This is a genomic window from Luteibacter sp. (assembly GCF_009912395.1).
Lineage (GTDB): Bacteria > Pseudomonadota > Gammaproteobacteria > Xanthomonadales > Rhodanobacteraceae > Luteibacter.
Genome location: NZ_WNDO01000003.1, coordinates 93,070 through 116,392 on the forward strand (window position 1 = coordinate 93,070; position 23,323 = coordinate 116,392).

The window sequence follows — 23,323 nt, forward strand, 5'->3', positions numbered from 1 at the left end:
CTTGCGCGCTCCTACAAGGAAACGCGGCTACCCTAGGCGAATGCGCCCCTTCCGCCAGCTCGCCGAATCCGATCGTTTTGCCGATGTCGCCCGCGTGTTCCTCGCGCTGGCCGGCATCGCGGCGTGGTGCACCCTGCGCGGTCCCGTCGTGGCCATCGTGCCATCCATGCTGGGCGCCATCGCCTGCGCCCTCTCGGAAACCGACGATGCGTGGCGCGGGCGCCTCCGCGGCCTCGTGGTGACCCTGGTCTGTTTCGCCCTGGCCGCCTCGGCGGTGAAAGCCGCCATCGGCACGCCGCTGCTGTTCGCGCCCATGCTCGCCTTGGGCACCTTCCTGCTGGTGATGCTCGGTGCGGCGAGCGGTCGCTACGCGACGATCGCCACCGGCACGCTGATCCTTTCCGTGTACACGATGATCGCCTCGGATGCGCCCGGCGGCAGCGGTCCGCAGGGCACGTGGGCCATCATCGCGGGCGCGGCCTGGTATGGCGCGCTGTCGCTGGCCTGGAGCGCCCTCGCGCCGCAGCGAGCCGTCCGCCATGCGCTGGCCCGGGTGTTCGAGGCGCTGGCGGCGCAGATGGACGCCAAGGCCGCCTTGTTCGAACCGGTCAGGGACCTCGACAGGCAGTCGCTGGATATCGCCTTCTCGCGCGCCAACCTGCGCACCGTGGATGCCCTCGCCTCCGCCCGCGCCGCGCTGCTCGACCGTATCGGCCGACGCCAGCCACGCGGACGCATCGCGTCGCGCCTGGGCATGTTCTTCGTCGCGCAGGACATCCACGAACGCATCAGCTCGTCACACTACCCCTACGACGAACTGGCCGCCGCGCTGTATCACAGCGACCTCATGTTCCGCTTCGGTCGGCTGATCCGTCGTCAGGCCCAGGGCTGCCGAGAGCGTGCGGACGCCATCCGCCGCACCGCGTCCCTGGGTTCGCTGGCGTTGCCCACGACGGCCCTCGACGACGTACGCGAAGCCATGGCGTATCGCCAGGCGAACGGGCGGCCCGACCAGGCCGTCGATGACGCGCTGGCGGCACTCCTGCGCAACGTGGAGGAACTGCACGTCGCGATCCAGGCCGATGGCGTGCTGCGCGAAGGCAGCGACATGGCCTTGCAGGGCGATGATCCGCCCAGCGTCCGGGAGGCCTTGGGGCGCATCCGCCTGCGACTCAACCGGCGATCGATGCATTTCCGACATGCGATCCGCCTTTCCGTCGGCATGCTCGCCGGTTACCTGTTGATGCTGGCCCTGCATCCCAGCCATGGCTACTGGATCCTGCTCACCACCCTGTTTGTCTGCCAGCCAAGCTATGGCGGCACGCGACGCCGGCTCATCCAGCGGGTACTAGGCACCACGGCGGGCCTCGTCCTTGGCTGGGCCATGCTGCGCCTGCTGCCGGGCGGCGACTGGCGCCTGCCGGTACTGGTCGCCAGCGGTGCCGCCTTCTTCGCCTTCCGCTTGCGCCGCTACGCGCTCGCCACGGGTGTCATCACCCTCTTCGTGCTGCTGTGCTTCGACCGCGTCGGTGCGGGATACGACGCCATTGGTCCACGCCTGCTCGACACCATGCTGGGCGTATGCGTCGCCGCCACCGCGATCCGCTTCGTGTTGCCCGACTGGCGCGTGCGCCGGCTGGATGACGTGGTGGCCGACGCCTTGCTGGCCTACGGCCGATACCTCGAACGCATCGTCGCCCAGTACGCCACGGGCAAACACGACGATCTCGCCTACCGCGTCGCCCGGCGCGACGCCCACGCGGCCCAGGCGGCCGTGGCGGGCAACGTGGTCGAGCTACTGGGCGAACCGGGACACCCCCACGAACGTGGCGAGCGCGCCCTGCGCCTGCTGACCGCCCTCCAGGCCGGGCTCTCGCACCTGTCCACCCTGGGCACCCACCGCCAGGTGCTGCGAGCCACCGACGCGGTCGCGCTGGCCGACCTGGCCCGGCACCTCACCCACGGTTTCGACGCCCTGGCCGAGCACGTGCGCGCCGGCACGCCGGCCACACCGCTGGACATGCCCGGCCTGTCCATCGATACCCATGCCGACGAGACCCTGCGCGTGCTCGACCGCCAGTGCCTGTTGCTGGCCCTTGTCCACGACCGTATCGCGGCCCTTCCCCCGGCCTGAATGGTGCGACGCGCCGTGGCTTGACGGGGTCCCCACGCTACGATGGGTAGCTTTTCCCCTGCCCCCATCCGGAGTTGCACCATGCGTCCGTTTTCCCTCGGTGACGATATCGACCTCCTGCGCGAAAGCGTCCGCGCCTTCGCCGAGAAGGAAATCGCCCCGCGCGCCGACCGTATCGACCGCGAAAACCAGTTCCCCCACGACCTGTGGGGCAAGTTCGGCGACATGGGCCTGCTCGGCATCACCCTGCCCGGCGACCTCGGCGGCTCCGAGATGGGCTTCCTCGCGCACATGGTGGCGATGGAGGAAATCTCCCGGGCATCGGCCTCGGTCGGCTTGTCCTATGGCGCGCACTCCAACCTCTGCGTGCAGAACATCTACCACAACGGCAACGACGCCCAGCGCCGCAAGTACCTGCCCAAGCTCGCCAGCGGCGAGTGGGTGGGCGCGCTGGCGATGAGCGAACCGGGCGCCGGTTCCGACGTTGTCGGCTCGATGAGCTGCAAGGCCGAGCTGGTCGGCGACACCTGGGTCGCCAACGGCACCAAGATGTGGATCACCAACGGCCCGGACGCCGACGTGCTGCTGGTCTACATGCGCACCGCGCCGCGTGCCGCCGGCAGCCGCTGCATGACCGCCTTCATCGTCGAGAAGGGCATGAAGGGTTTCTCCACCGCGCAGAAGCTGGACAAGCTCGGCATGCGCGGTTCGAACACCTGCGAACTGGTGTTCGACAACTGCGAGATTCCGGCGGAGAACATCGTCGGCGAGGTCAACGAAGGCGTACGCGTGCTGATGAGCGGCCTGGACACCGAGCGCCTGGTGCTCTCCGGTGGTCCGCTCGGCATCATGCAGGCGGCAGTGGACCTCGTGCTGCCCTACGTGCGTGAGCGCAAGCAGTTCAATGCGCCCATCGGCACCTTCGGCCTCATGCAGGGCAAGGTCGCCGACATGTACACCGCACTGCAATCCTCGCGCGGTTTCGCGTACATGGTGGCCCAGCAGTTCGACAACGGCGTGAAGTCGCGTATCGATCCGGCGGCTTGCCTGCTCAACGCGTCCACCAACGCGGTGACGGTCGCGCTTGAGGCCATCCAGTCACTCGGCGGCAACGGCTACATCAACGAGTTCCCGGCGGGCCGTCTGCTCCGCGACGCCAAGCTCTACGAGATCGGCGCGGGCACCAACGAGATCCGCCGCATGCTGATCGGCCGCGAACTGTTCCACGGCAAGTCGTAATCGGACCATGACGCGCCTGCGTACCGATGTACGCAGGCGCGATCGGATTTACCAGGCCACCCGCACGCTCGCCGTCCCCGAACGCGAATGATCGCGGTCGGCGAAACGCTGATCCATGCCGAACGCCAGCTGCGTGCGTTCGTTCACGTCCCAGCCCAGCTGGATACCCGCCGTGGCCGCCTGGCGTGACAGGCCGATGCCTTCCACCGGCGCCCATTGCGAGAAGCCCGTGTAGCGCGCGGCGAACACCTCGCCCTTCGTAGCGAACGCATTCTGCCAACCCAGCTTCATGTCCAGACGCAACTTGCCGTAGGACGTGAACCAGGTGCTACCCGCGCGCAGGCCGATGCCGGCCTGCCAGCGCGAGGTGGTGTGATCGTTCGCGGTCAGACCGAAGCCGTCTCCGCCCAGTTCCTGGAAACCCGAGCGGTGGATGCTGGCGTACTGCACGTTGGCGAACGGCGTCAGCGAGAACGCGCCCACCTGCGTGCGATAGCCGATCTCGCCGTACACGGCGTTGTAGCTACCATCGACATCGCTGCCCGTGAACGCAGCCTGGTCGCCGAACCGCAGCAGGCGGCGCGTATCGCCACGGAAGCTGCCGTAGCCCACGCGTCCCACCCCGTACCAGTTGGCGCCCTGGGCCCCCGCGTAGAACGATCCTTCGGTGGCACGATTGCGCTGACGATCGAAGTTGCCCGAGAGCTGGCCCGAGCTGTTCATCTGCGCCACGGACACGCCCGCGAAACCGTTGCTGCCGATTTTCACGTCCTGGCCGATCATGCCGCCGGAGAGATTGAAGCCGACGTTACCGAAGCCACCGCGATCCAGTCCTCCCTGGTTGCTGAGCGACTGGGTCCATGCACCCCGTGCGTTGCCCTGGTCCAGATGCGCGACCAACGCATCGTTACCCGCGTCGATACCGGCCAGCGTCACCGCCGTACCCGCCGCGTACAACTGGCCGGACAGGGAGTCGAGCGACTTGCGCACCGTGCCCACATCACCGGACTGCTGGAAATGACCGGCGGCAACCAACGTACCCGTCGCCACGCCGGCGCCGCCGGGCGACGCGAGCGCCGTATCGATCTGCGTGAACGCGGCGTCCATGCGCGTCGCCGACGATTGCGCGGCCAGCGACTCGGGCATCGACGACTGCGCCACCTTGTTGATGCTGATGTGCGAGGTGTCGAGCCAGACCTCGTTCGACGTGTACTGCAAGGTCGTGGACAGCAGGATCGACTTGTCCGTGGTAAACGTGTCGAACGTGTACTTGACGGCACCAGCGGAGATCACCGTCTGGTGGGCTGCCGGCACGTAGTTGCCGACCGTTCCCGCGACATGGAACTCGCCACCCAGGTAAGCCGTTCCACCCACGGTAAGTGGCGCGCCAAGCAACGCGCTGAACTGCGTCAGGGGCTGCTGGATGTAGTCGCCGTCGACGCGGATGGCATTGGTCGTCTGCACCGTCCCGTAACTGGTGAGTACCAGGTTGCCGTGGATGTCGCCGTGCGGAATGAACGTTGCCTTCTGCTGGACGCCAATCCTCCCCATGATGTCGCCCATCACTTCGAGGGTGGCGTTGCCCGTCACATTGGTACCGCCCGTAAACGTGTTGTGCTGTCCAGCCAGAACCAGCTTTCCGGAACCGGTCAGAGCGAGGCTACCTGCTCCCGAAATGTCATTGGAAAAAGTGTATTGATTGCCGCCCGGGTCCACGGAAAACGTGCCCCAGTCCAGTTTCGAGGGTCCCTTGATGGCCTTTCCGACGTTAAGCCGACCGTATCCGTAAATCGCATCCACGCCCGGATCGCCGATGTCGTCGGCCGTTCCCAGCAGGATCTGCCGAACGCTCCTTAGATCCATCGTGGGAAATATGCTTACGACCGCCGCCGCAGCACCGGCAACCTGAGGCGCGGCGAATGACGTGCCTTGCCATGTATCGTAAACAGGCGCACCTGCCGTGGCCTTTGCGTCCAAGGTCACAATGGAACCTGGAGCGGCGAGACAATACTTGGCGGCCACGCCACAGCGGTTCGAGTATGAGGCAATGGTGTCCGGATGGCTGCTATCCAGGGCAACCACCGTCAACCATCCATTTTCCAGGGCCGGGACACGCGTCGGCAGGGCGGCGACATCCGAGGGATTCGCCTTGCTGTCATTACCTGCAGCGAAGACAAAAAGCTTGCCGAGCGTGGCGGCCTGATAAGCGTTCGCGAAGCTGTTCGTCGTCGCCGTCGCACTGGCATCCCAGTAAAGACCGCCCCACGAATTGTTGATGATCGACGCACCGGCGGCGATCACATCCGCGTTGACCTTTCCGAGCGGATCGGCGGACGTCACCTTGTTGCCCTGTCCGCTTCCGTCATCGGTCGGCGGCTTGTCCGCGATGATGCGGGCACTGACGATATTCGCCTCCGGTGCGATACCACCGGCGAACTGGCCGACGGAGACGCCCGCCGCCACCTCGGCGACCGCCGTGCCATGCCCGACGACATCGCCGACGCTGAGGTCGTTGGTCGCCGGATCGACATACGTCAGGCTCTTCGTCACACGGCCCTGCAACGCGGGATTGCTGGCGATGACACCCGAGTCCACCAGCGCGATCGTGACGCCCTTGCCCTTCGCGCCAGCGGCCTGGGCCTCACGGGCGTGGGTCGCCGTCAGCTGGATGTCGAGCAGGGGATCGGTCGAGGGTGTCGACGGATTGGAGGGATTGGAAGGGCTCGAAGGATCGGACGGGTTCGAGGGATTCGAAGGCGTGGACGGATTCGAAGGCGTACCGGGTGAACTCGGCGACACCGGCGGAGGAATATTGAAGGTCGGTCGACCGCCACCACCGCCGCCGCACGCGGTCAGGCCGATACCTACGCAAACGGCCAGCGCGAGTTCGCGCTGGCGGAGCCCGTTGGACTGCATCTGGTTTTTCCCCCGAAATATGACGTCAATGTCGTGTGGCCAAGCCCTGGCCCATGGTGCAGGATGTTGCCACAGTCTTTGAGAATTTGCGTAAAGACTTGCGCCCCTGCCGCGGTGCAGATTGCCCCTCCCCCGGCGCCGCTGCGATACTCGACGGGTTTTCCACCCTGCGGGGTGGCCATCCGAGCATTACGGAGTCCCCATGTCCGACATCGTCATCGCGGGTGCCAAGCGCACCGCCATCGGTTCCTTCCTCGGCCAGTTCACCGGCGTGCCCTCGCCCGAACTCGGCGCCATCGCCATCAAGGCGGCCCTGGCGCAGTCCGGTATCGCTGCTGGCGACGTGAGCGAGGTGATCATGGGTTGCGTGCTGCCGGGCAACCTCGGCCAGGCCCCCGCCCGCCAGGCGTCCCTGAAATCCGGCCTGCCGACCTCCGCCGGCTGCACCACGATCAACAAGGTATGCGGTTCCGGCATGAAGGCGCTGATGCTCGCTCACGACCTCATCAAGGCCGGTTCGGCCGACGTGATCGTCGCAGGCGGCATGGAGTCGATGACCAACGCCCCGCACATGGTGAACGCGCGCACCGGTATCCGCTACGGCGACGGCCAGCTCGTCGACCATATGGCGTGGGACGGCCTGACCAATCCGTACGATGGCAAGGCCATGGGCGTGTTCGGCGAGCAGTGCGCCGACAAGTACCACTTCACTCGTGAAGAACAGGACGCCTACAGCATCGCGTCGGTGGAGCGTGCCAAGGCCGCGATCGCTTCCGGCGCCTTCGCCAACGAGATCGTCCCCGTGACGGTGCAGGGGCGCAAGGGCGCTCAGGATTTCGCCGAAGACGAACAGCCGGGTCGCTCGGACGTTGCGAAGATCCCGACCCTGCGCGCCGCTTTCCGCAAGGAAAACAGCACCATCACCGCCGCCAGCTCGTCGAGCATTTCCGACGGCGCCGCCGCCATGATCGTGCTCTCCGCCGACGAAGCCAAGAAGCGTGGCGTCACGCCGCTGGCGCGTGTCGTGGCTCACACCACGCATTCGCAGGAACCGGAATGGTTCACCACCGCGCCGGTCGGCGCGATCCAGAAGGTGCTCGACAAGGCCGGCTGGAAGGCCTCCGAGGTCGATCTTTTCGAGGTGAACGAAGCCTTCGCCGTGGTGCCGATGGCCGTGATGCGCGAGCTGGGCGTGTCGCACGAAAAGATGAACGTCAACGGTGGTGCCTGCGCACTGGGTCACCCGATCGGCGCCAGCGGCGCCCGTATCGTGGTCACTCTTCTCAATGCGTTGACGGCCCGTGGGGCAAAAAGGGGCGTCGCAGCGCTTTGTATCGGCGGCGGCGAGGCAACGGCGATCGCCATCGAAGTGGTGTGAACCCGACGTCGAGAAAAAACGGTCGTATCGAAATAATCACGCGGATTCCATCGGTTTTAATGACCCCTGAAGGCCGCGCCGATAATCGGTAGCCACACAGATACATCTGAGCTATTACTACGGCCGCCTAACGGCATTCCACGGCTAAGGAGAAACACAATGAATTTGACGCGTACCCTTCTCGCCTCTGCGCTCGTCGCGCTCCTGGCAGCATGCAGCAACGGCGCGCAGGATTCCGCGCAAGACGCCCAGAAGTCGGCTGCGGATGCCCAGCAGCAGGCTGACAAGGCACAGCAGGCCGCCGACCAGTCGCAGAACGCCGCGACCTCGCAGGCCGCCGACCAGGCTCAGCAGTCCGCCGACCAGGCCAAGGACGCCGCCGCCCAGGCCCAGGCCGCTGCTTCGTCCTCCACCGGCGCCGCCAAGGACGCCGCTTCCAACGCCGCGGACCAGGCCGACAAGTCGGCTGACCAGGCCAAGGATGCCGCTTCCAACGCCAATAGCGCGAAGGACGACAAGAAGTAATCGGGCCTATCGCCCTGAAACGGCCGCCGCAAGGCGGCCGTTTTTTTATGCCCTGCCGCATGCCCCCTACCGCAGCGCAGCGTTCGCGTGACGATCGACCCCGCTATGATGGCCGTTTCGTCCGTTCGCGAAGCCCCCATGCCCATCCTCACCTCGCAGATCGACACCCGTTCCGCCGATTTCCAGGCTTCGAGCCTGCGCCTGCGTACGCTCACCGACGACCTGCGCGATACGTTGAAGCGCACGGCCGAGGGCGGTGGCGCCAAGGCGCGTGAAAAGCATGTCGCCCGCGGCAAGCTGCTGCCGCGAGAGCGCATCCGCGCCCTGCTCGACCCGGGTTCGCCGTTCCTGGAAATCGCCCCGCTTGCCGCCCACGGCATGTACGACGATGCCGCGCCAGCGGCCGGCGTCATCGCCGGCATCGGTCGGGTGATGGGCCAGGAAGTCGTGGTGCTGGCCAACGACGCCACGGTGAAGGGCGGCACGTATTTCCCGATGACGGTGAAAAAACACCTGCGCGCGCAGGAAGTCGCGATGGAAAATCGTCTGCCGTGCATCTACCTGGTGGATTCCGGCGGCGCGTTCCTGCCCCTGCAGGACGAAGTCTTCCCCGATCGCGAACACTTCGGTCGCATCTTCTACAACCAGGCGCGCATGAGCTCGCAGGGTATTCCGCAGATCGCCGTGGTGATGGGTTCATGCACCGCAGGTGGTGCGTACGTTCCGGCGATGAGCGACGAGACGATCATCGTGCGCGAACAGGGCACGATCTTCCTCGGCGGTCCGCCACTGGTGAAGGCGGCCACCGGTGAAGTGGTGGATGCCGAGGCGCTGGGCGGCGCCGACGTGCACACGTCGGTGTCCGGCGTGGCCGACCATTTCGCGGAAAACGACACCCACGCGCTCGCCATCGCCCGCGACATCGTCGGCTCGCTCAATCGCGTGAAGCAGGTGCCGCTGGCCCTGCGTACCCCCATCGAGCCGCGTTTCGCCGCCGACGAACTTTACGGCGTGATTCCGGAGGACACCCGTCGCCCCTTCGACATCCGCGAGGTGATCGCGCGCATCGTCGACGATTCCGAATTCCACGAATTCAAGGCGCGCTACGGCAAGACGCTGGTGACGGGCTTCGCCCATATCCACGGGTATCCGGTGGGCATCGTCGCCAACAACGGCATCCTGTTCGGTGAATCCGCGCAGAAGGGCGCGCACTTCATCGAACTGTGCAACCAGCGCAACGTACCGCTGGTGTTCCTGCAGAACATCACCGGCTTCATGGTCGGTCGCAAGTACGAGAACGGCGGCATCGCAAAGGACGGTGCGAAGATGGTCACCGCCGTCGCCTGCTCGCATGTGCCCAAGTTCACCGTGGTGATCGGCGGCAGCTTCGGCGCCGGTAACTACGCGATGTGCGGCCGCGCCTATGGCGCCCGTTTCCTGTGGATGTGGCCCAATGCACGCATCAGCGTCATGGGTGGCGAACAGGCGGCGTCCGTGCTGGCCACCGTGCGTCGCGACGGTATCGAAGCGGGCGGTGGCCAGTGGAGCGCGGAGGAAGAAGAGGCCTTCAAGGCACCCGTCCGCGAGCAGTACGAACGCCAGGGTCATCCGTACTACGCCAGTGCCCGTCTGTGGGACGACGGCATCATCGATCCGGCGGATACGCGCCGCGTGCTCGGGCTGGCGATTTCGGCGTCGATGAATGCGCCGATCGAGCAGGGGCGGTTCGGCGTGTTCCGTATGTAATGCCCTATAGGAGCGCGCTTGCGCGCGATCGCGCGCAAGCGCGCTCCTACAATCGCTATGAGGAATGGCGGGTAAACCCCTGCCCCATCGACATTCCCGACCGGCGTGCTAACCTCGCCGGTCCATGTCCGATCTCGACCGCAACACGCCCCACGTCTTCACGCCTTCCGGTCTGAACCGGCTGGTGCGGGACTTGCTGGAAGACGCCCTGCCTGTCGGCGTCTGGGTCGAAGGTGAGTTGTCGAATGTCTCGCGACCGTCATCCGGCCACCTGTATTTCATCCTGAAGGATGCCGGCGCCCAGGTGCGCTGTGCCATGTTCCGCATGGCCGCCTCGCGACTGCGCTTCCGTCCCGTGGATGGCATGCACGTGCTGATGCGGGCCAAGGTCGGCCTCTACGAAGCACGCGGTGAATTCCAGTTGGTCGCCGACCACATGGAGCCCGCCGGCGAAGGCGCGTTGCAGCGCGAATTCGAGCAGCTCAAGGCCCGTCTCGGCGCCGAGGGGCTGTTCGACCCCGAGCGCAAGCGCGCCCTGCCCACCTTTCCCAAGCGGATCGGCGTCATCACCTCGCCGTCCGGCACCGCGATCCGCGACGTGCTCAGCGTGCTGGGCAGGCGCTTCAGCCTGGCCGAGGTTGAGGTGCTGCCCGTCCCCGTTCAGGGTCGCGAGGCCCCGCCCGCCATCGCCTCAATGCTGCGCAGCGCCTCGGCAAGCGGCCGCTACGACGTGCTGCTGGTCACCCGCGGCGGCGGCTCCCTGGAAGACCTCTGGGCCTTCAACGATGAGGCTGTCGCACGCGCCATCCACGCCAGCGACGTCCCGGTCGTCTCCGCGGTCGGTCATGAGGTGGACTTCACCATCGCCGATTTCGTCGCCGACCTGCGCGCGGCCACGCCGTCAGCCGCCGCCGAGTTGCTGGTGCCCGACGGGGCGGACCTGGAACGCCGCCTCAAACACCTGCGCCAGCGCATGGCCACCCTCGTCTCCCGCCGCCTCCAGGCCGCCGCCCAGCGCGCCGATCATTGGCAGGCTCGCTTGAATGCCCAGCGCCCCCAAGCCCGCCTGGCCCGTGACGCGCAGCGCCTGGAAGCCCTGCGTCGCCGGCTGCACATGACCATCGGGCAAGCCAACGCCCTGCGCCAGGCCCGCCTGGAGCGCCTCCAGACCCGTCTGGCCGCCCGCCACCCCCGTCTTCGGCTCGAACCCTCGAAAGCCCGCCTGGACCAGCTGAGCCAGCGCATGCGCGCCGCCATCGCCCGGCGGCTGGAGCGCGATCGCCTGCGCGTGGCCCAGCAGGGCCGCACCCTGCATGCCGTGAGCCCCCTGGCCACCCTGGAGCGCGGCTACGCCATCGTCTTCGACCAGCGCGACGCCATCGTCCGCCGCGCCAGCGATGTGGCGGTAGGCGAAAGCGTGCGAGTGATGCTGGGCGAAGGCGAGCTGACCCTGCGCCGCGACGACTGAGACCCTCTCTCTTTCTGTAGGAGCGCGCTTGCGCGCGATGGGGTGTGCGGCAACGTCCATCGCGCGCAAGCGCGCCCCTACCGATAGGAGGGGCGACGATACGCCTCACGACACCTGAACGCGTTCGGGTCGATCATGATGGGTATCGTTTCATGGAGGGCCATGCCCATGCTCGCCAAGAGCTATCCCTATTACCTCGCCAACAAGCCCGTGAAGGGCAAGGCGAAGCTCGACGTCACCGACAAGTACACCGGCAAGGTCGCCACGCGCGTCGCCCTGCCCGACGCGAACGCGCTGGAACAGGCTATCGCCGCCGCGACGGCTGCGGCGCCCGCGATGAAGCGCTTCAAGCCCTACGAGCGCCAGGCCGTGCTCGAGCATTGCGTGAAGCGCTTTCGCGAACGCCAGGACGAACTCGCCTATGCCCTATGCGTCGAAGCCGGTAAGCCGATCAAGGACGCCGTCGGCGAAGTCACCCGCCTGATCGAGACCTTCAAGATTGCCGCCGAAGAAGCCATGCGCATCAACGGCGAAACGATCAACCTGGAAATCTCCCAGCGCAGCGCCGGCTATCACGGTTACACCCGCCGCGTACCGCTAGGCCCCGTCTCGTTCATCACGCCGTTCAACTTCCCCTTGAACCTCGTCGCCCACAAGGTCGCCCCGGCTATCGCCGCCGGCTGCCCCTTCGTGCTGAAGCCCGCCGAACGCACACCGTTGGGTGCGCTGATCATCGGCGAGATCCTCGCCGAGACGAACCTGCCCAAGGGTGCGTTTTCCGTGCTGCCGATGGAGGGCCGCGACGCCGAGGCGCTGGTCACCGATCCGCGCCTGAAGCTACTGTCCTTCACCGGTGGGCTAATCGGCTGGGACCTGAAGGCCAAGGCCGGTCACAAGAAGGTCACGCTGGAACTCGGCGGCAACGCGGCCTGCATCATCGACGCCGACCAGGGACCGCATCTGGACGCCGTGGTGGATCGCCTCGTCTTCGGCGCGTTCTACCAGTCGGGCCAGAGCTGCATCAGCGTGCAGCGCATCCTCGTCCACGACGACGTCTACGACGCGCTGCGCCGCAAGCTGGTGGCGAAGGTGAAAACGCTCAAGGCCGGCGATCCGAAGAAGAAGAGCACCTTCCTCGGCCCCATGATCGACGAAGCCGCCGCCACGCGCCTGGAAGGCTGGGTCGCCGAGGCGAAGAAGGCGGGAGCCAAGGTTCTCTGCGGCGGCGGTCGCAAGGGCGCCATGCTGGAAGCCACCCTGCTGGAGAACGTGCCGCACGACGCGAAGCTGCAGCGTATGGAGGCCTTCGGCCCCGTCGCGCTGCTGCAGCGCTTCATGACCTTCGATGAAGCCATCGCCACCGTCAACGATTCCGACTTCGGCCTGCAGGCTGGCGTGTTCACGGATAACCTGCGTCACGCCATGCGCGCCTGGGACGAGCTGGACCAGGGTGGCGTGATCGTCAACGATGTGCCGAGCTTCCGCGTCGACAACATGCCCTATGGCGGCTCCAAGTCGTCAGGCATCGGCCGCGAAGGCGTGCGCTACGCCATCGAGGACATGACCGACATCCGCCTGATGGTCATCCGTGACGCCTGACACGAAGGCTACACGCTAGGGCAGTTACGCTGTTGCTTCCTCCCGATGGAAGCGACACGTGTCCACCCTGGTCTTCGTGCACGGCTGGAGCGTCACCGATACATCCACCTATGGCGACCTGCCCGCGGCGCTGAAACAACGCGCCGCGCAGGCTGGCACCGCGCTGCACATCGTCGATATCCGTCTTTCCGAATACGTGACCTTCGACGACGCGGTGACGATGGACGATATCGTCCGCGGCTTCGACCACGCCCTGCGTGACCTCGACCTGCCCGACGGCCGTTTCGACTGCGTGACGCACTCCACTGGCGGCCCGGTCGTGATGGCATGGCTGCGCGCCCAACGCCTCGCGCCGACCACGCATGCGACCGCGAAAGCCCGACATGTGGTCATGCTTGCTCCCGCCCACTTCGGCTCGGCCCTGGCGAAACTCGGCAAGGGCGTGCTCGGCCGTCTGAAGGCCTGGTTCAACGGCATCGAGCCCGGCCAGCGCATCCTCGACTGGCTCGAGCTGGGCAGCCCCGAGTCGCTGTCGCTCAACCTGGACATCGTGCACGGCGCCGACCTGGCGAGCCAGGGCACCTATCTGTTCAACCTGATCGGCGACCGACCCGACCGCAAGCTCTACGACGTCATCAACTCGTACACCGGCGAAGACGGCTCCGACGGCGTCGTGCGCCTTGCTGCCGCCAATCTCAACGCGACCCACCTGAGCCTCGTCCAGCAAGCCAGCGGCCCACTGCTGACGGCTTCGGTTACACGCGCACCTCGTACCGCTTTCCGACTGCTGCCGGGCCTTGCGCACTCCGGCGACACGCAGGGCATCATGGCGGCGAAGCCGCCCGCAAGCATCACGGTGGAGACCATCATGCGCTGCCTCGCGGTGGACTCCTCCACCGCCTACGCCGCGTTATGCGACGCCTTCGCCACGGAGAACGCCCAACGCGACGCCAGCAAGGTGGAGTTGGAACCGGCCGGTATTTTCCCGCCACGCGTGCACATCCACGACCCGCGCACGCTGCTCATCGTGCGCCTGCGGGACGACCGGGGCGAGGCGCCGGCGAATGCGCAGTTCCAGCTCACCGCCGGTCCCGACGCATCGCCCGATCACCTGCCCCCGGGATTCATGATCGATCGCCAGGCCAACGGCCGCGATCCGGCGACGTGGACGTTGTTCCTCAACCACGCGATCCTCGCGGGGGATGCCGCGGTGCCCGATCCGCGCGATACGTCGAAGATCCTGCGGGGCGCCATGCAAGCGCATTCGCCGTATGGTGCGCGCGTGCAACCGGCCGACGTGAGTGGACTGGTACGCCATCTCGCCGCAGCGACGGCAACGAACCAGGATCTTCTCGCCTCGCTACGCCCCCACGAAACGACCGTTGTCGACGTGACGCTGTCGCGTCGCGTGGCGGAAGGCGTGTTCCGGATGACCGATCGGTTGAGCCCCGAGGACTTTCATCACGCGGAGCCAGGTGCGGACCTGCCGTAACCGGGTAGGAGCGCGCCTTGCGCGCGACAGTTCGGGCGAAAACCTTGCGATTGCTGCAGCCTGGTGTCGCGCGCAAGGCGCGCTCCTACAAGGTGATTTCCTGTAGATCGCCTACAAGTGTCGGAATCAGTTCCGACACGGTCGGGTGGATCGGCACCGCCCATTGCAGGGTGTCGATCGAAGCTCCGGCGTTCATCATGTCGAGGACGCCGTGGATGGCCTCGTCGCCACCGGTGCCGAGAATCGCGGCACCCAGGATGCGACGCGTCTCCGCGTCGGCCACCATCGTCATGAAACCCTGCGTTTCACCCTTTTCGACGGCGCGCCCGACACGCGACATCGGTCGCTTGGACAACAGCAGTGACCTGCCAGAGGCTTTCGCCTGGGCGACGGTCATACCCACGCGCCCCAGCGGCGGATCGACATAGAGTGCATAACCCAGGATGCGCTCGCTCACCTTCCGCGAACCGCCATCGAGCAGGTTGGCCACGACGATCTCGTAATCGTTCCAGGCGGTATGCGTGAAGGCTCCCTTGCCATTGCAGTCGCCTAGCGCCCAGATACCTTCGACGCTGCTTTCCAGGCGATCGTTTACGGTGATGTAGCCGCGCGCATCCATCGCGACGCCCGCATGTTCCAGCCCCAGATCGTCGGTGTTCGGCCGACGGCCGACAGCGAGCAGCACATGTGAGCCGATCACTTCGGGATGACCTTCGCGACAGTCCACACCCACCGCCACGCCGTCGGCATGCTTCGCCAGACGGATGCAACACGCGTCGGTGCGCACGACGATGCCCTCGGCTTCGAGGATATCGCGCACCGCCGCCGAGATGTCCTCGTCCTCGCGCCCGATCAGGCGCGCCCCCTGCTCCACCACCGTCACCTTCGCGCCGAAACGGCGATACATCTGCGCGAACTCGAGGCCGATGTAGCTTCCGCCCACGACCACGAGATGATCGGGCACCGTTTCCAAGGAAATGATGGTGCTATTGGTGAGGTAATCCACCTCGTGAACACCGGGAAAGTCCGGTACGTTCGCGCGACCGCCAACGTTGAGGAAGATCCACGGCGCGCTCAGCGATTCGCCATTCACCTTGATGACGCGGGGGCCAGTGAATCGCGCGTGCCCACGAATCAGTTCGAGCCCCGGCATACCAGCAAGCCAGTCTTCGTTGCCTTTGCGGGAATCCAGGATCACCTTGCGCGCCCGCGCGGCGACGGTCGGCATGTCGATGCCAACCGGCCCCGTCGTCACGCCGTACTCGGCCCCACGACGTGCCAGATGCGCGGCGTACGCGCTGGCGACGAGGGTCTTGGTGGGCTTGCAGCCGGTATTGATGCAGGTGCCTCCAACCCGATGCCGCTCGATGAGCGCGACGGAACGGCCGGAGGCAGTGAGACGGGCGGCCAGCGCAGGTCCAGCCTGGCCGGCACCGATGATGATGGCGTCGAACGAACGGGACATGTGTTGTCGCCTGTCGATGCAAAGGGTGCGATCGATTCTGCCCTATCACAGCCCTGTTTGGCTTCTGTAGGAGCGCGCTCGCGCGCGATGGGTGCTCGCGGCAACCTGGCATCGCGTGCAAGCGCGCTCCTACAGCGGCACGGTCATCCGCGATGCAGCCAAAAAAAGCCCCGCGAAATGCGGGGCTCATCGTCACAGCGTCGCGTTGGCCTTTTGGCGGAATGCCCGGATGTATTCCTCGAACGCAGGCTGGTAAGCCTGCTGGATATTTTCTTCGGAGAGGAACTGCGAGATGTTGCCGCCCCTGCCGGACACCACGAAGCTCCTTTCACCCTGCGGCCCCTTGAAGGTAACCGCGGTGTCCACCCAGGTACGCAATTGCATCGTCCAGGTCAGCGCGCGCCCGAAATTGAAGGGCATGTAACACCAGAATTCCTTGATGTCGGCGCTGACCACGGGCGTGGCGGCATCCGCGTCGTCCGCTTTGACGACGCGATAACCGGCATTCTGCAGACCCGACACGAGCAGCGCCTTGACCACATCCTCTACCCGCTCGCCCTTGGGCAGGTCGTAGACGAAGCGGACCGCACCTCCCACCACCGATGCGCGGCCAGCCTCACCCAGTTCGTCCCGCGTGGCCTTGTCCAGGCGATCGCCATGGCTGTCGGGCGTGATCAGGAAGTCGCGCTGGTCGCGGATATCCCCAATGACGACCTTTTGCGCGTCCGGCTGTGCCAGTGTTTCCGGTGGTGCTAGCCGCACCGTGGTCCGGTGGATGCCGCAACCACCAAGCATGATCGACAGCGCCGCGATGGCGCCGATCCATGTCTTCTTCATCGATAACCCCTGTTTCGTGAGGGGCGAATTCTAGCGAATGCGCGCTCCGCGGCGGGAGGGCTTCGAATGGTGACCCCGGCCCGATTCGAACGGGCGACCTTCCCCTTAGGAGGGGGACGCTCTATCCAGCTGAGCTACGGGGCCCCGGTCGCGAAGCATACCCTACCGGCCCGGGCGAACAGAAGGCTTCGCCACGGGCGAAGATCAGCTGGACCGGCGAGCGCGTTGGGCGATCGCGAACGCCGCAAGGATCACGATCGGGACGCCCACGGCGATCACGGCGCCGATGACCGGCTCTTCGAGGTAGGCGATGGTGCTGCCGAAGACCACCGCCATGGCCGCCACGAGGAAACCGAACACCAGGCTCCACATGCCGCGGACATGCCCCTGCCGTGCCAGCGCGCGGTGATGGGCGCGATCGTCTTCCACCGAACGGATGTGGTGCTCCATGGTCCGCTCGACCATGTTCAGGATGCGCTCCGTCGCACCAGGCACCGCTTTTTCGTAGGCCATCACGGTTTCGGCGGACGGCAGGGTCGCGGGAATCCGCCCCCCGGCCCCTTCCAGACCGGTCGCACCGGCCACACTGTCGTCATTCATCGCCATTCTCCCCATCGACCGCCCGACTGTAATCGCCGCAAAGCGTCGCGCCAACCGACAGAGGTCACGTTCCGATGCGCCGAATCGACAAAGATCCTGCCCGACGATCGGCTAATCTTTCGCCATGCTCACGACCCTGGCCGTCACCAACTATCGTTCGCTGCGCGACCTCGTCGTGCCGCTTGAGCGCCTGAACGTCGTTGTCGGCGCCAACGGTAGTGGCAAATCCAATGTCTATCGCGCGCTACGCCTCCTGGCCGAGACCGCGCAGACCGGCATCGTGCCCGCGTTGGCACGCGAAGGAGGCATGGACTCGACGCTGTGGGCGGGCCCCGAAACGATCAGCCGTGCGATGCAGCGCCGAGATGTTCGCTTGCAAGGCGGCCCACGCCAGGACGTGGTCCGCCTCCAGCTCGGTTTCGCGAGCGACGACCTGGGTTACGCCATCGATCTGGGCTATCCCGAGCCATCGAGAAGCGCATTCGCACGTGATCCGCAGATCAAGCGCGAGGTGATATGGCACGGAGACATCCTGCGTAGCGCATCGACCCTCGTCGATCGCAGGGGGAATGTCATGAAGGTTCGCGAGGGCCGAACCTGGCACGTATCGCACCAGCACCTCAATACCTTCGAAAGCATCTTCATGCAGGCCGCCGATCCCCAGCGGGCACCCGAAGTGCTCACGTTACGGGAAACCATTCGCGGCTGGCGGTTCTACGATCACTTCCGGACCGATGCCGATTCACCCGCCCGCCTGCCGCAGTTGGGAACGCGGACACCGGTGCTCGGACACGACGGGCGCGATCTTGCGGCGGCCTGGCAAACGATCCGCGAGATTAGCGACGCCCACGCCCTGGACGCCGCGGTGAACGACGCGTTTCCCGGAGCCACCGTCGACGTGCACAACCTCGATGGTCGCTTCATTCTTCACCTCTCCCAAGAGGGCCTTCTGCGATCGCTTTCGACGGCCGAACTCTCGGATGGCACGCTGCGCTACCTGCTATGGATCGCCGCGCTGCACACACCTCGCCCGCCCGAACTGATGGTGCTCAACGAGCCGGAAACCAGCCTTCACCCCGACTTGCTGCCACCGCTGGCACGCCTCATCGGCGCCGCCGCGCGGCATTCGCAAGTGTGGGTCGTCTCACACGCACCACGCCTCATCGCCGCCCTGGAAGATCAACCGAACTGCCACACCATCACGCTCGACAAGGACATGAGCCAAACCGTCGTGAGGGGTCAGGGATTGCTGGACCGACCCGCGTGGCATTGGCCGGAGCGTTAAGCCCGGCCGAGCGCCTCACGACGCGATCAGAACATCGTGCAGGTCGGCTTGCGGATATCGATGGCCGAGATGCGGTCGTCCGCCGTCACGTGCAGGTTGACGCGATCGATGCACGAGGCGAGCAACCCCACCTGGAGTCGCTCGCATGTCGTCCATTTGCCTTCATCGTCGACGCCTTGCGCGTGGCAGGTGAAACGGACGCCGGACAGTCGCTCCTCGACGTCCGGTAACGGATCGCCGATGCGGGCGCGCTTGTGCACGACGCTCTTGAAGTGGCCGTTGGGCACGAGACGATGGCACGCGCCCAGCCCCATCGTCATGGCCGCGGTGGCGACAACGAAGACGATTCGCCTAGTTGGCGACATAACGCAGGTGCCCCGCCACACCGCCACCACCGTCCTTCGGATGATGCGCGCCATCGAGCACTGGCACGTCCTCGAAGTCGAAGGGGCTCAGCCCTTCAAGGCAGGCCACGTTCACGCCGTATTGGTTCGGATTGGAGCGTCGCTGGTGGAAGGTGTAGATGCCGCACTTCGAGCAAAAGAAATGCTTCGCCGTACCGGTATTGAACTGGTACTCGCTCAGCGCCTCCTTTCCTTGCTCGATCGTGATGCCACCGAGATCGGCCGAGACGGCCACCGCGCCGCGCATGCGGCAGAACGAGCAGTTGCACCGACGCGCGGTGCGCAAGCCGTCTGTGAGCTTCACGGTGAAGCGGACGCTGCCGCAATGGCAGGAAGCACGTGCCTCGGTGATGTCGGGGAGCATCGGTGGCCTACCCTGTGGGGAGGCTCATGATAATCCTTCAGCGGACCAGGGACAGGTGCCTCCCCGCAGGCAAGGCGGGCACGAGCGACGGCCGCTTGGCGTCGCTGCCGAACGGCCGCCACACGCCGTCGGCCCCCTCGATGCCGATGCTGGCGTCGCCACCGTCGGACGCGGCCTGGTTCAGGGCCGACCGCAGGGCCTCGTAACGGGAGGGAAACCGGTCGACGATCACGCCATCGACCCGAACCGGCCAGCGCAGGTCATCTCCGGGGTGAAAGGGAATCTCGTAGACGCGGGTCATGGCGCCATCCTCTGTAACAACTTGAGGCAAAGCATGCGGTTGCGCATGTCATCGCATGGTCGTGGAAGTTTGTTGCGGTCATGACATTTCGCCGACATCGGTCCCGCGCCGCACAACAGGTCGTGAAGGGGGTGTTTGCTAGAATCCCGGTTTTCCCTCGCACGCTGGCATCCTGCCGGCGCGTCGCCAAAGGAGTTGTCATGTCCGCCAAGATCCTCGAAGCGCTCGGCCTGAAGTCCACCGAGTCGGGTACCTACCTCGGCCGCGGCGAATGGGCCGCCACCACCGGTGCCGGCACGCTGTCCCCCGTCAACCCCGCCACCGGCGAGGTGATCGCCACGGTGCAGGCCTCCAGCGCGGCGGATTACGAGACCATCGTCCAGCGTGCCCAGGAAGCCTTCACGGTGTGGCGCAACACCCCGGCCCCGCGCCGTGGTGAGGCCGTGCGCCTGTGCGGCGAGGCGCTGCGCAAGCACAAGGACGCCCTCGGCTCGCTGGTCGCCCTGGAAATGGGCAAGATCAAGCCGGAAGGTGACGGCGAAGTGCAGGAAATGATCGACATCGCCGATTTCGCGGTGGGCCAGAGCCGCATGCTCTACGGCTACACCATGCATTCGGAGCGCCCGGGCCACCGCATGTACGAGCAGTGGCACCCGGTCGGCCTGGTCGGCATCGTCAGCGCCTTCAACTTCCCGGTCGCCGTGTGGAGCTGGAACGCCTTCCTGGCCGCCATCTGCGGCGATATCTGCATCTGGAAGCCGTCGCCGAAGACCCCGCTCTCGGCCATCGCCACGATGAAGATCTGCAACGAAGCACTGAAGGACGCCGGCTTCCCAGACCTCTTCTTCCTGTTCAACGACGCAGGCACCGAACTGGCCCAGACCTTCGTCGACGACAAGCGCATTCCGCTCGTCAGCTTCACCGGCTCCACGAAGATCGGCCGCATGGTCGGCGAGCGCGTCGCCCGCCGCATGGGCCGCAGCCTGCTGGAACTGGGCGGCAACAACGCCATCATCCTCGACAAGTCGGCCGACCTGAAGCTGGCCATCCCGGGCATCGTCTTCGGCGCCGTGGGCACCGCGGGCCAGCGCTGCACCACCACGCGTCGCCTGATCGTCCATTCGTCGATCCACGACGCCGTGGTCGATACCCTCGTGAAGGCCTACGGCCAGGTCGAGCAGAAGATCGGCGACCCCACCCTCGCCACCACCCTGATGGGCCCGCTGAACAGCCCCGAAGGCGTGCAGGCCTATGTCGACGCCGTGGAGAAGGCCAAGGCCTCCGGCGGTACCGTCCGCACGGGCGGCAAGGCGCTGACCGATCGCAAGGGCAACTTCGTGCTGCCGACGATCGTCACCGGCCTCACCAACGACGCCGAGGTCGTGCAGACCGAAACCTTCGCCCCGATCCTCTACGTGATGCCGTTCGATACGCTCGACGAGGCCATCGCCATGCAGAACGGCGTGCCGCAGGGCCTGTCGTCGGCCCTCTTCACGCAGGATCTCAAGGCCGCCGAGCAGTATCTGTCGGCGTCGGGTTCCGACTGCGGTATCGCCAACATCAACATCGGCACCTCGGGCGCGGAAATTGGCGGCGCCTTCGGTGGCGAGAAGGAAACCGGCGGCGGTCGCGAGTCGGGCTCGGATGCCTGGAAGGTGTATATGCGCCGCCAGACCAACACCATCAACTACTCCGATTCGCTGCCGCTGGCCCAGGGCATCAAGTTCGAGTTCTAACCCAAGGGTGATGCCATGACCGATCTGCGCTCCACGGAACGTTTCTCCGACCGCGTCGAGGACTATGTCCGCTACCGGCCGGATTACCCACGGGCGCTGGTCGGCTGGCTACACCACCACGGCGTAGGCGCCGACTGGACGGTGGCCGATATCGGCGCCGGTACGGGCATCTCGACGAAGATGTTCCTCGACGCCGGCCATCGGGTCACCGCCGTGGAGCCCAATGCGGCGATGCGTGCGGCGGCCACACGGTGGCTGGCCGACCAGGCGGGATTCACCGCCGTGGACGGCACGGCCGAGGCCACCGGGCTGCCTGATGGCTCAGTCGACCTCGTGATCGCCGCACAAGCGTTTCACTGGTTCGATAAGGAAAAGGTGCGCGCCGAGTTCCGCCGCGCCCTTTCGACGCGCGGGCTGGTGGCGGTGTTCTGGAATACACGCCGCCTCACGGGCACGCCGTTCCTCGAAAGCTATGAAAAGCTGTTGCACGAATATGGCGTGGATTACGTAGGCGTGGCCGAGCGCTATGCCGACGATGACACCATGCAGAAGTGGTATGGCCAGGGCTACATCGGCATGGCCTCGATTCCGCACACCCAGAAGCTCGATTACGATGCCTTGCAGGGCCGGCTGATGTCGTCTTCGTACGCGCCCAAGCCCGGCCATATCAACCACGAACCCATGCTGTTCGCCCTGCGCTCGTTGTTCGACGCCACGCAGGACGGCGGCACCATCGATTTCGACTACGACACCCGGATCTTCCTGGGTCGCCCGGACGCCTGATGTACGACCTGATCCGCCCCCTGCTCTTCACCCTCGACGCCGAAACCGCGCACGGCCTGACCCTCTACGCCTCCGACGTCGCCCAGCGCAGCGGGTTGTCGAAGTGGATCAACACCCCGCCGGACAACCTACCGGTGACGGTGTTTGGCATCACCTTCCCGAACCCGGTCGGCCTCGCGGCCGGCCTGGACAAGAACGGCGAACACCTCGACGGACTCGCCGCGCTCGGCTTCGGCTTCGTGGAGATCGGCACGGTCACCCCGCGCGCCCAGCCGGGCAACGACAAACCGCGCATGTTCCGCCTGCCGGAGTACAAGGCGGTGATCAACCGTCTGGGCTTCAACAACGGCGGCATCGACGCGCTGGTGCGCAACGTGGAAAAGGCCACGTTCCGTGGCGTGCTCGGCATCAATATCGGCAAGAACAAGGACACGCCAAACGAGCGTGCCACCGACGATTACCTGCTGTGTCTTGAGCGCGCCTATCCGCTCGCGAGCTATATCACGGTGAATATCTCCTCGCCGAACACGCAGGGCCTGCGCGACCTTCAGGAAGAGGACACGCTGCACCGCTTCATCGGCACGCTGCGCGACGCGCAGGAGCGCCTCGCCGGACAGCACGGCAAGCGCAAGCCCATGCTGTTGAAGATCGCGCCCGATCTCACCGAAGGTGAACTCGACGCCATCGCCGAGGTGCTGCTTGCCTCCGGGATCGACGGCGTGATCTGCACCAACACCACCATCGATCGCGACACCGTCGCGGGCTCGTCGCATGCAAACGAGACCGGCGGCCTCTCGGGCAAGCCACTGTTCGCAAAGTCCACCGCCGTACTGCGTGGCATGAAGGCCCGCGTCGGCGACCGCCTGCCCATCATCGGCGTCGGCGGCATTCTCGATGGCGACAGTGCCGCCGAAAAGATGGAAGCCGGTGCCTCGCTCGTGCAGGTGTACTCCGGCCTCGTCTATCGGGGGCCGAAGCTGATCAACGAAGCAGTGACCGAGATCCGTCGCCGCGGAGTCGTCGCATGAGCCTGAACAACGCCCCGGTCGAC

At 66.0% G+C, this 23,323-nt stretch carries 19 protein-coding genes and 1 tRNA gene; 12 read left to right on the forward strand and 8 right to left on the reverse strand.

The window, feature by feature from the left end:
- Nucleotides 1–40 precede the first annotated feature (40 nt).
- Together yccS and GAK28_RS04770 are read left to right on the forward strand one after the other, a co-directional pair.
- Complete coding sequence (yccS, locus tag GAK28_RS04765; protein WP_291775781.1) at nucleotides 41–2,134, forward strand: YccS family putative transporter; 2,094 nt, start codon at nucleotides 41–43, stop codon at nucleotides 2,132–2,134.
- Between the two features lie 81 nt (nucleotides 2,135–2,215).
- Complete coding sequence (locus tag GAK28_RS04770; RefSeq protein WP_291775783.1) at nucleotides 2,216–3,373, forward strand: isovaleryl-CoA dehydrogenase; 1,158 nt, start codon at nucleotides 2,216–2,218, stop codon at nucleotides 3,371–3,373.
- Nucleotides 3,374–3,421: 48 nt separating this feature from the next.
- Here GAK28_RS04770 and GAK28_RS04775 read toward each other — a convergent pair whose 3' ends face one another.
- Nucleotides 3,422–6,289, reverse strand: coding sequence for an autotransporter serine protease (locus GAK28_RS04775; RefSeq protein ID WP_291775785.1), 2,868 nt, complete (start codon nucleotides 6,287–6,289; stop codon nucleotides 3,422–3,424).
- 202 nt (nucleotides 6,290–6,491) lie between these two features.
- Here GAK28_RS04775 and GAK28_RS04780 point away from each other — a divergent pair, with 202 nt between their 5' ends.
- The 6 genes from GAK28_RS04780 (at nucleotide 6,492) to GAK28_RS04805 (ending at nucleotide 14,497) form a co-directional block, all read left to right on the forward strand.
- Nucleotides 6,492–7,667, forward strand: a complete 1,176-nt coding sequence (locus tag GAK28_RS04780; protein ID WP_291775786.1) for a thiolase family protein — start codon at nucleotides 6,492–6,494, stop codon at nucleotides 7,665–7,667.
- Nucleotides 7,668–7,826: 159 nt separating this feature from the next.
- Nucleotides 7,827–8,192: a hypothetical protein gene (locus tag GAK28_RS04785; protein ID WP_291775790.1), complete on the forward strand. Its 366-nt coding sequence runs from the start codon at nucleotides 7,827–7,829 to the stop codon at nucleotides 8,190–8,192.
- A 138-nt stretch (nucleotides 8,193–8,330) separates the two neighbouring features.
- Nucleotides 8,331–9,938, forward strand: a complete 1,608-nt coding sequence (locus GAK28_RS04790) for a carboxyl transferase domain-containing protein (RefSeq protein WP_291775793.1) — start codon at nucleotides 8,331–8,333, stop codon at nucleotides 9,936–9,938.
- Nucleotides 9,939–10,062: 124 nt separating this feature from the next.
- Nucleotides 10,063–11,406, forward strand: a complete 1,344-nt coding sequence (gene xseA / locus GAK28_RS04795; RefSeq protein WP_291775795.1) for an exodeoxyribonuclease VII large subunit — start codon at nucleotides 10,063–10,065, stop codon at nucleotides 11,404–11,406.
- A 168-nt stretch (nucleotides 11,407–11,574) separates the two neighbouring features.
- Nucleotides 11,575–13,005: an aldehyde dehydrogenase family protein gene (locus GAK28_RS04800; RefSeq protein WP_291776029.1), complete on the forward strand. Its 1,431-nt coding sequence runs from the start codon at nucleotides 11,575–11,577 to the stop codon at nucleotides 13,003–13,005.
- A 58-nt stretch (nucleotides 13,006–13,063) separates the two neighbouring features.
- A complete protein-coding gene (locus GAK28_RS04805) occupies nucleotides 13,064–14,497 on the forward strand; it encodes a phospholipase (RefSeq protein ID WP_291775798.1) in 1,434 nt (477 codons plus the stop codon).
- Nucleotides 14,498–14,582: 85 nt separating this feature from the next.
- On the opposite strand, the gene GAK28_RS04810 is transcribed toward GAK28_RS04805, so the two are convergent.
- From GAK28_RS04810 to GAK28_RS04825, 4 genes are all read right to left on the reverse strand, one after another.
- Entirely contained in the window at nucleotides 14,583–15,962 is a 1,380-nt protein-coding gene (locus GAK28_RS04810; RefSeq protein WP_291775800.1) for an FAD-containing oxidoreductase, read from the reverse strand.
- A gap of 192 nt (nucleotides 15,963–16,154) precedes the next feature.
- Nucleotides 16,155–16,799 (reverse strand): hypothetical protein, encoded by a 645-nt coding sequence (locus GAK28_RS04815; RefSeq protein WP_291775802.1) that lies wholly within the window; start codon nucleotides 16,797–16,799, stop codon nucleotides 16,155–16,157.
- A gap of 67 nt (nucleotides 16,800–16,866) precedes the next feature.
- Nucleotides 16,867–16,943 (reverse strand) — tRNA-Arg (locus GAK28_RS04820).
- A gap of 60 nt (nucleotides 16,944–17,003) precedes the next feature.
- Complete coding sequence (locus GAK28_RS04825; protein WP_291775804.1) at nucleotides 17,004–17,399, reverse strand: DUF2335 domain-containing protein; 396 nt, start codon at nucleotides 17,397–17,399, stop codon at nucleotides 17,004–17,006.
- A gap of 124 nt (nucleotides 17,400–17,523) precedes the next feature.
- Between GAK28_RS04825 and GAK28_RS04830 the strand changes: the two genes are divergently transcribed.
- A complete protein-coding gene (locus tag GAK28_RS04830; protein WP_291775807.1) occupies nucleotides 17,524–18,684 on the forward strand; it encodes an AAA family ATPase in 1,161 nt (386 codons plus the stop codon).
- Nucleotides 18,685–18,710: 26 nt separating this feature from the next.
- Here the strand turns inward: GAK28_RS04830 and GAK28_RS04835 are convergent, their stop codons facing one another.
- Genes GAK28_RS04835 through GAK28_RS04845 form a run of 3 tightly spaced genes read right to left on the reverse strand, consistent with a single transcriptional unit; the run spans nucleotide 18,711 to nucleotide 19,753 of the window.
- Entirely contained in the window at nucleotides 18,711–19,049 is a 339-nt protein-coding gene (locus GAK28_RS04835) for a hypothetical protein (protein WP_291775810.1), read from the reverse strand.
- Nucleotides 19,036–19,452 (reverse strand): GFA family protein, encoded by a 417-nt coding sequence (locus GAK28_RS04840; RefSeq protein WP_291775812.1) that lies wholly within the window; start codon nucleotides 19,450–19,452, stop codon nucleotides 19,036–19,038. The genes GAK28_RS04835 and GAK28_RS04840 overlap by 14 nt, the downstream gene beginning before the upstream one ends.
- 37 nt (nucleotides 19,453–19,489) lie before the next feature.
- Complete coding sequence (locus GAK28_RS04845) at nucleotides 19,490–19,753, reverse strand: hypothetical protein (RefSeq protein ID WP_291775814.1); 264 nt, start codon at nucleotides 19,751–19,753, stop codon at nucleotides 19,490–19,492.
- A 200-nt stretch (nucleotides 19,754–19,953) separates the two neighbouring features.
- On the opposite strand from GAK28_RS04845, the gene GAK28_RS04850 reads away from it, so the two are divergent.
- From GAK28_RS04850 to GAK28_RS04860, 3 genes are read left to right on the forward strand one after another with little or no spacing between them, the layout of a single operon-like run.
- Entirely contained in the window at nucleotides 19,954–21,489 is a 1,536-nt protein-coding gene (locus GAK28_RS04850; RefSeq protein ID WP_291775816.1) for an aldehyde dehydrogenase family protein, read from the forward strand.
- 15 nt (nucleotides 21,490–21,504) lie between these two features.
- On the forward strand, nucleotides 21,505–22,272 hold the full coding sequence (locus tag GAK28_RS04855) for a class I SAM-dependent methyltransferase (protein ID WP_291775817.1): 768 nt from the start codon (nucleotides 21,505–21,507) through the stop codon (nucleotides 22,270–22,272).
- Entirely contained in the window at nucleotides 22,272–23,300 is a 1,029-nt protein-coding gene (locus GAK28_RS04860) for a quinone-dependent dihydroorotate dehydrogenase (RefSeq protein WP_291775819.1), read from the forward strand. Before GAK28_RS04855 ends, GAK28_RS04860 begins: the two co-directional genes overlap by 1 nt.
- The last annotated feature ends 23 nt before the right edge of the window (nucleotides 23,301–23,323 follow it).

Excerpts from the sequence above, each read along its gene's own strand:
- yccS (WP_291775781.1), top strand. The coding sequence starts at position 41 with ATGCGCCCCTTCCGCCAGCTCGCCGAATCCGATCGTTTTGCCGATGTC.
- GAK28_RS04770 (WP_291775783.1), top strand. The coding sequence starts at position 2,216 with ATGCGTCCGTTTTCCCTCGGTGACGATATCGACCTCCTGCGCGAAAGC.
- GAK28_RS04775 (WP_291775785.1), bottom strand. The coding sequence starts at position 6,289 with ATGCAGTCCAACGGGCTCCGCCAGCGCGAACTCGCGCTGGCCGTTTGC.
- GAK28_RS04780 (WP_291775786.1), top strand. The coding sequence starts at position 6,492 with ATGTCCGACATCGTCATCGCGGGTGCCAAGCGCACCGCCATCGGTTCC.
- GAK28_RS04785 (WP_291775790.1), top strand. The coding sequence starts at position 7,827 with ATGAATTTGACGCGTACCCTTCTCGCCTCTGCGCTCGTCGCGCTCCTG.
- GAK28_RS04790 (WP_291775793.1), top strand. The coding sequence starts at position 8,331 with ATGCCCATCCTCACCTCGCAGATCGACACCCGTTCCGCCGATTTCCAG.
- xseA (WP_291775795.1), top strand. The coding sequence starts at position 10,063 with ATGTCCGATCTCGACCGCAACACGCCCCACGTCTTCACGCCTTCCGGT.
- GAK28_RS04800 (WP_291776029.1), top strand. The coding sequence starts at position 11,575 with ATGCTCGCCAAGAGCTATCCCTATTACCTCGCCAACAAGCCCGTGAAG.
- GAK28_RS04810 (WP_291775800.1), bottom strand. The coding sequence starts at position 15,962 with ATGTCCCGTTCGTTCGACGCCATCATCATCGGTGCCGGCCAGGCTGGA.
- GAK28_RS04815 (WP_291775802.1), bottom strand. The coding sequence starts at position 16,799 with ATGAAGAAGACATGGATCGGCGCCATCGCGGCGCTGTCGATCATGCTT.
- GAK28_RS04825 (WP_291775804.1), bottom strand. The coding sequence starts at position 17,399 with ATGAATGACGACAGTGTGGCCGGTGCGACCGGTCTGGAAGGGGCCGGG.
- GAK28_RS04830 (WP_291775807.1), top strand. The coding sequence starts at position 17,524 with ATGCTCACGACCCTGGCCGTCACCAACTATCGTTCGCTGCGCGACCTC.
- GAK28_RS04835 (WP_291775810.1), bottom strand. The coding sequence starts at position 19,049 with ATGTCGCCAACTAGGCGAATCGTCTTCGTTGTCGCCACCGCGGCCATG.
- GAK28_RS04840 (WP_291775812.1), bottom strand. The coding sequence starts at position 19,452 with ATGCTCCCCGACATCACCGAGGCACGTGCTTCCTGCCATTGCGGCAGC.
- GAK28_RS04845 (WP_291775814.1), bottom strand. The coding sequence starts at position 19,753 with ATGACCCGCGTCTACGAGATTCCCTTTCACCCCGGAGATGACCTGCGC.
- GAK28_RS04850 (WP_291775816.1), top strand. The coding sequence starts at position 19,954 with ATGTCCGCCAAGATCCTCGAAGCGCTCGGCCTGAAGTCCACCGAGTCG.
- GAK28_RS04855 (WP_291775817.1), top strand. The coding sequence starts at position 21,505 with ATGACCGATCTGCGCTCCACGGAACGTTTCTCCGACCGCGTCGAGGAC.
- GAK28_RS04860 (WP_291775819.1), top strand. The coding sequence starts at position 22,272 with ATGTACGACCTGATCCGCCCCCTGCTCTTCACCCTCGACGCCGAAACC.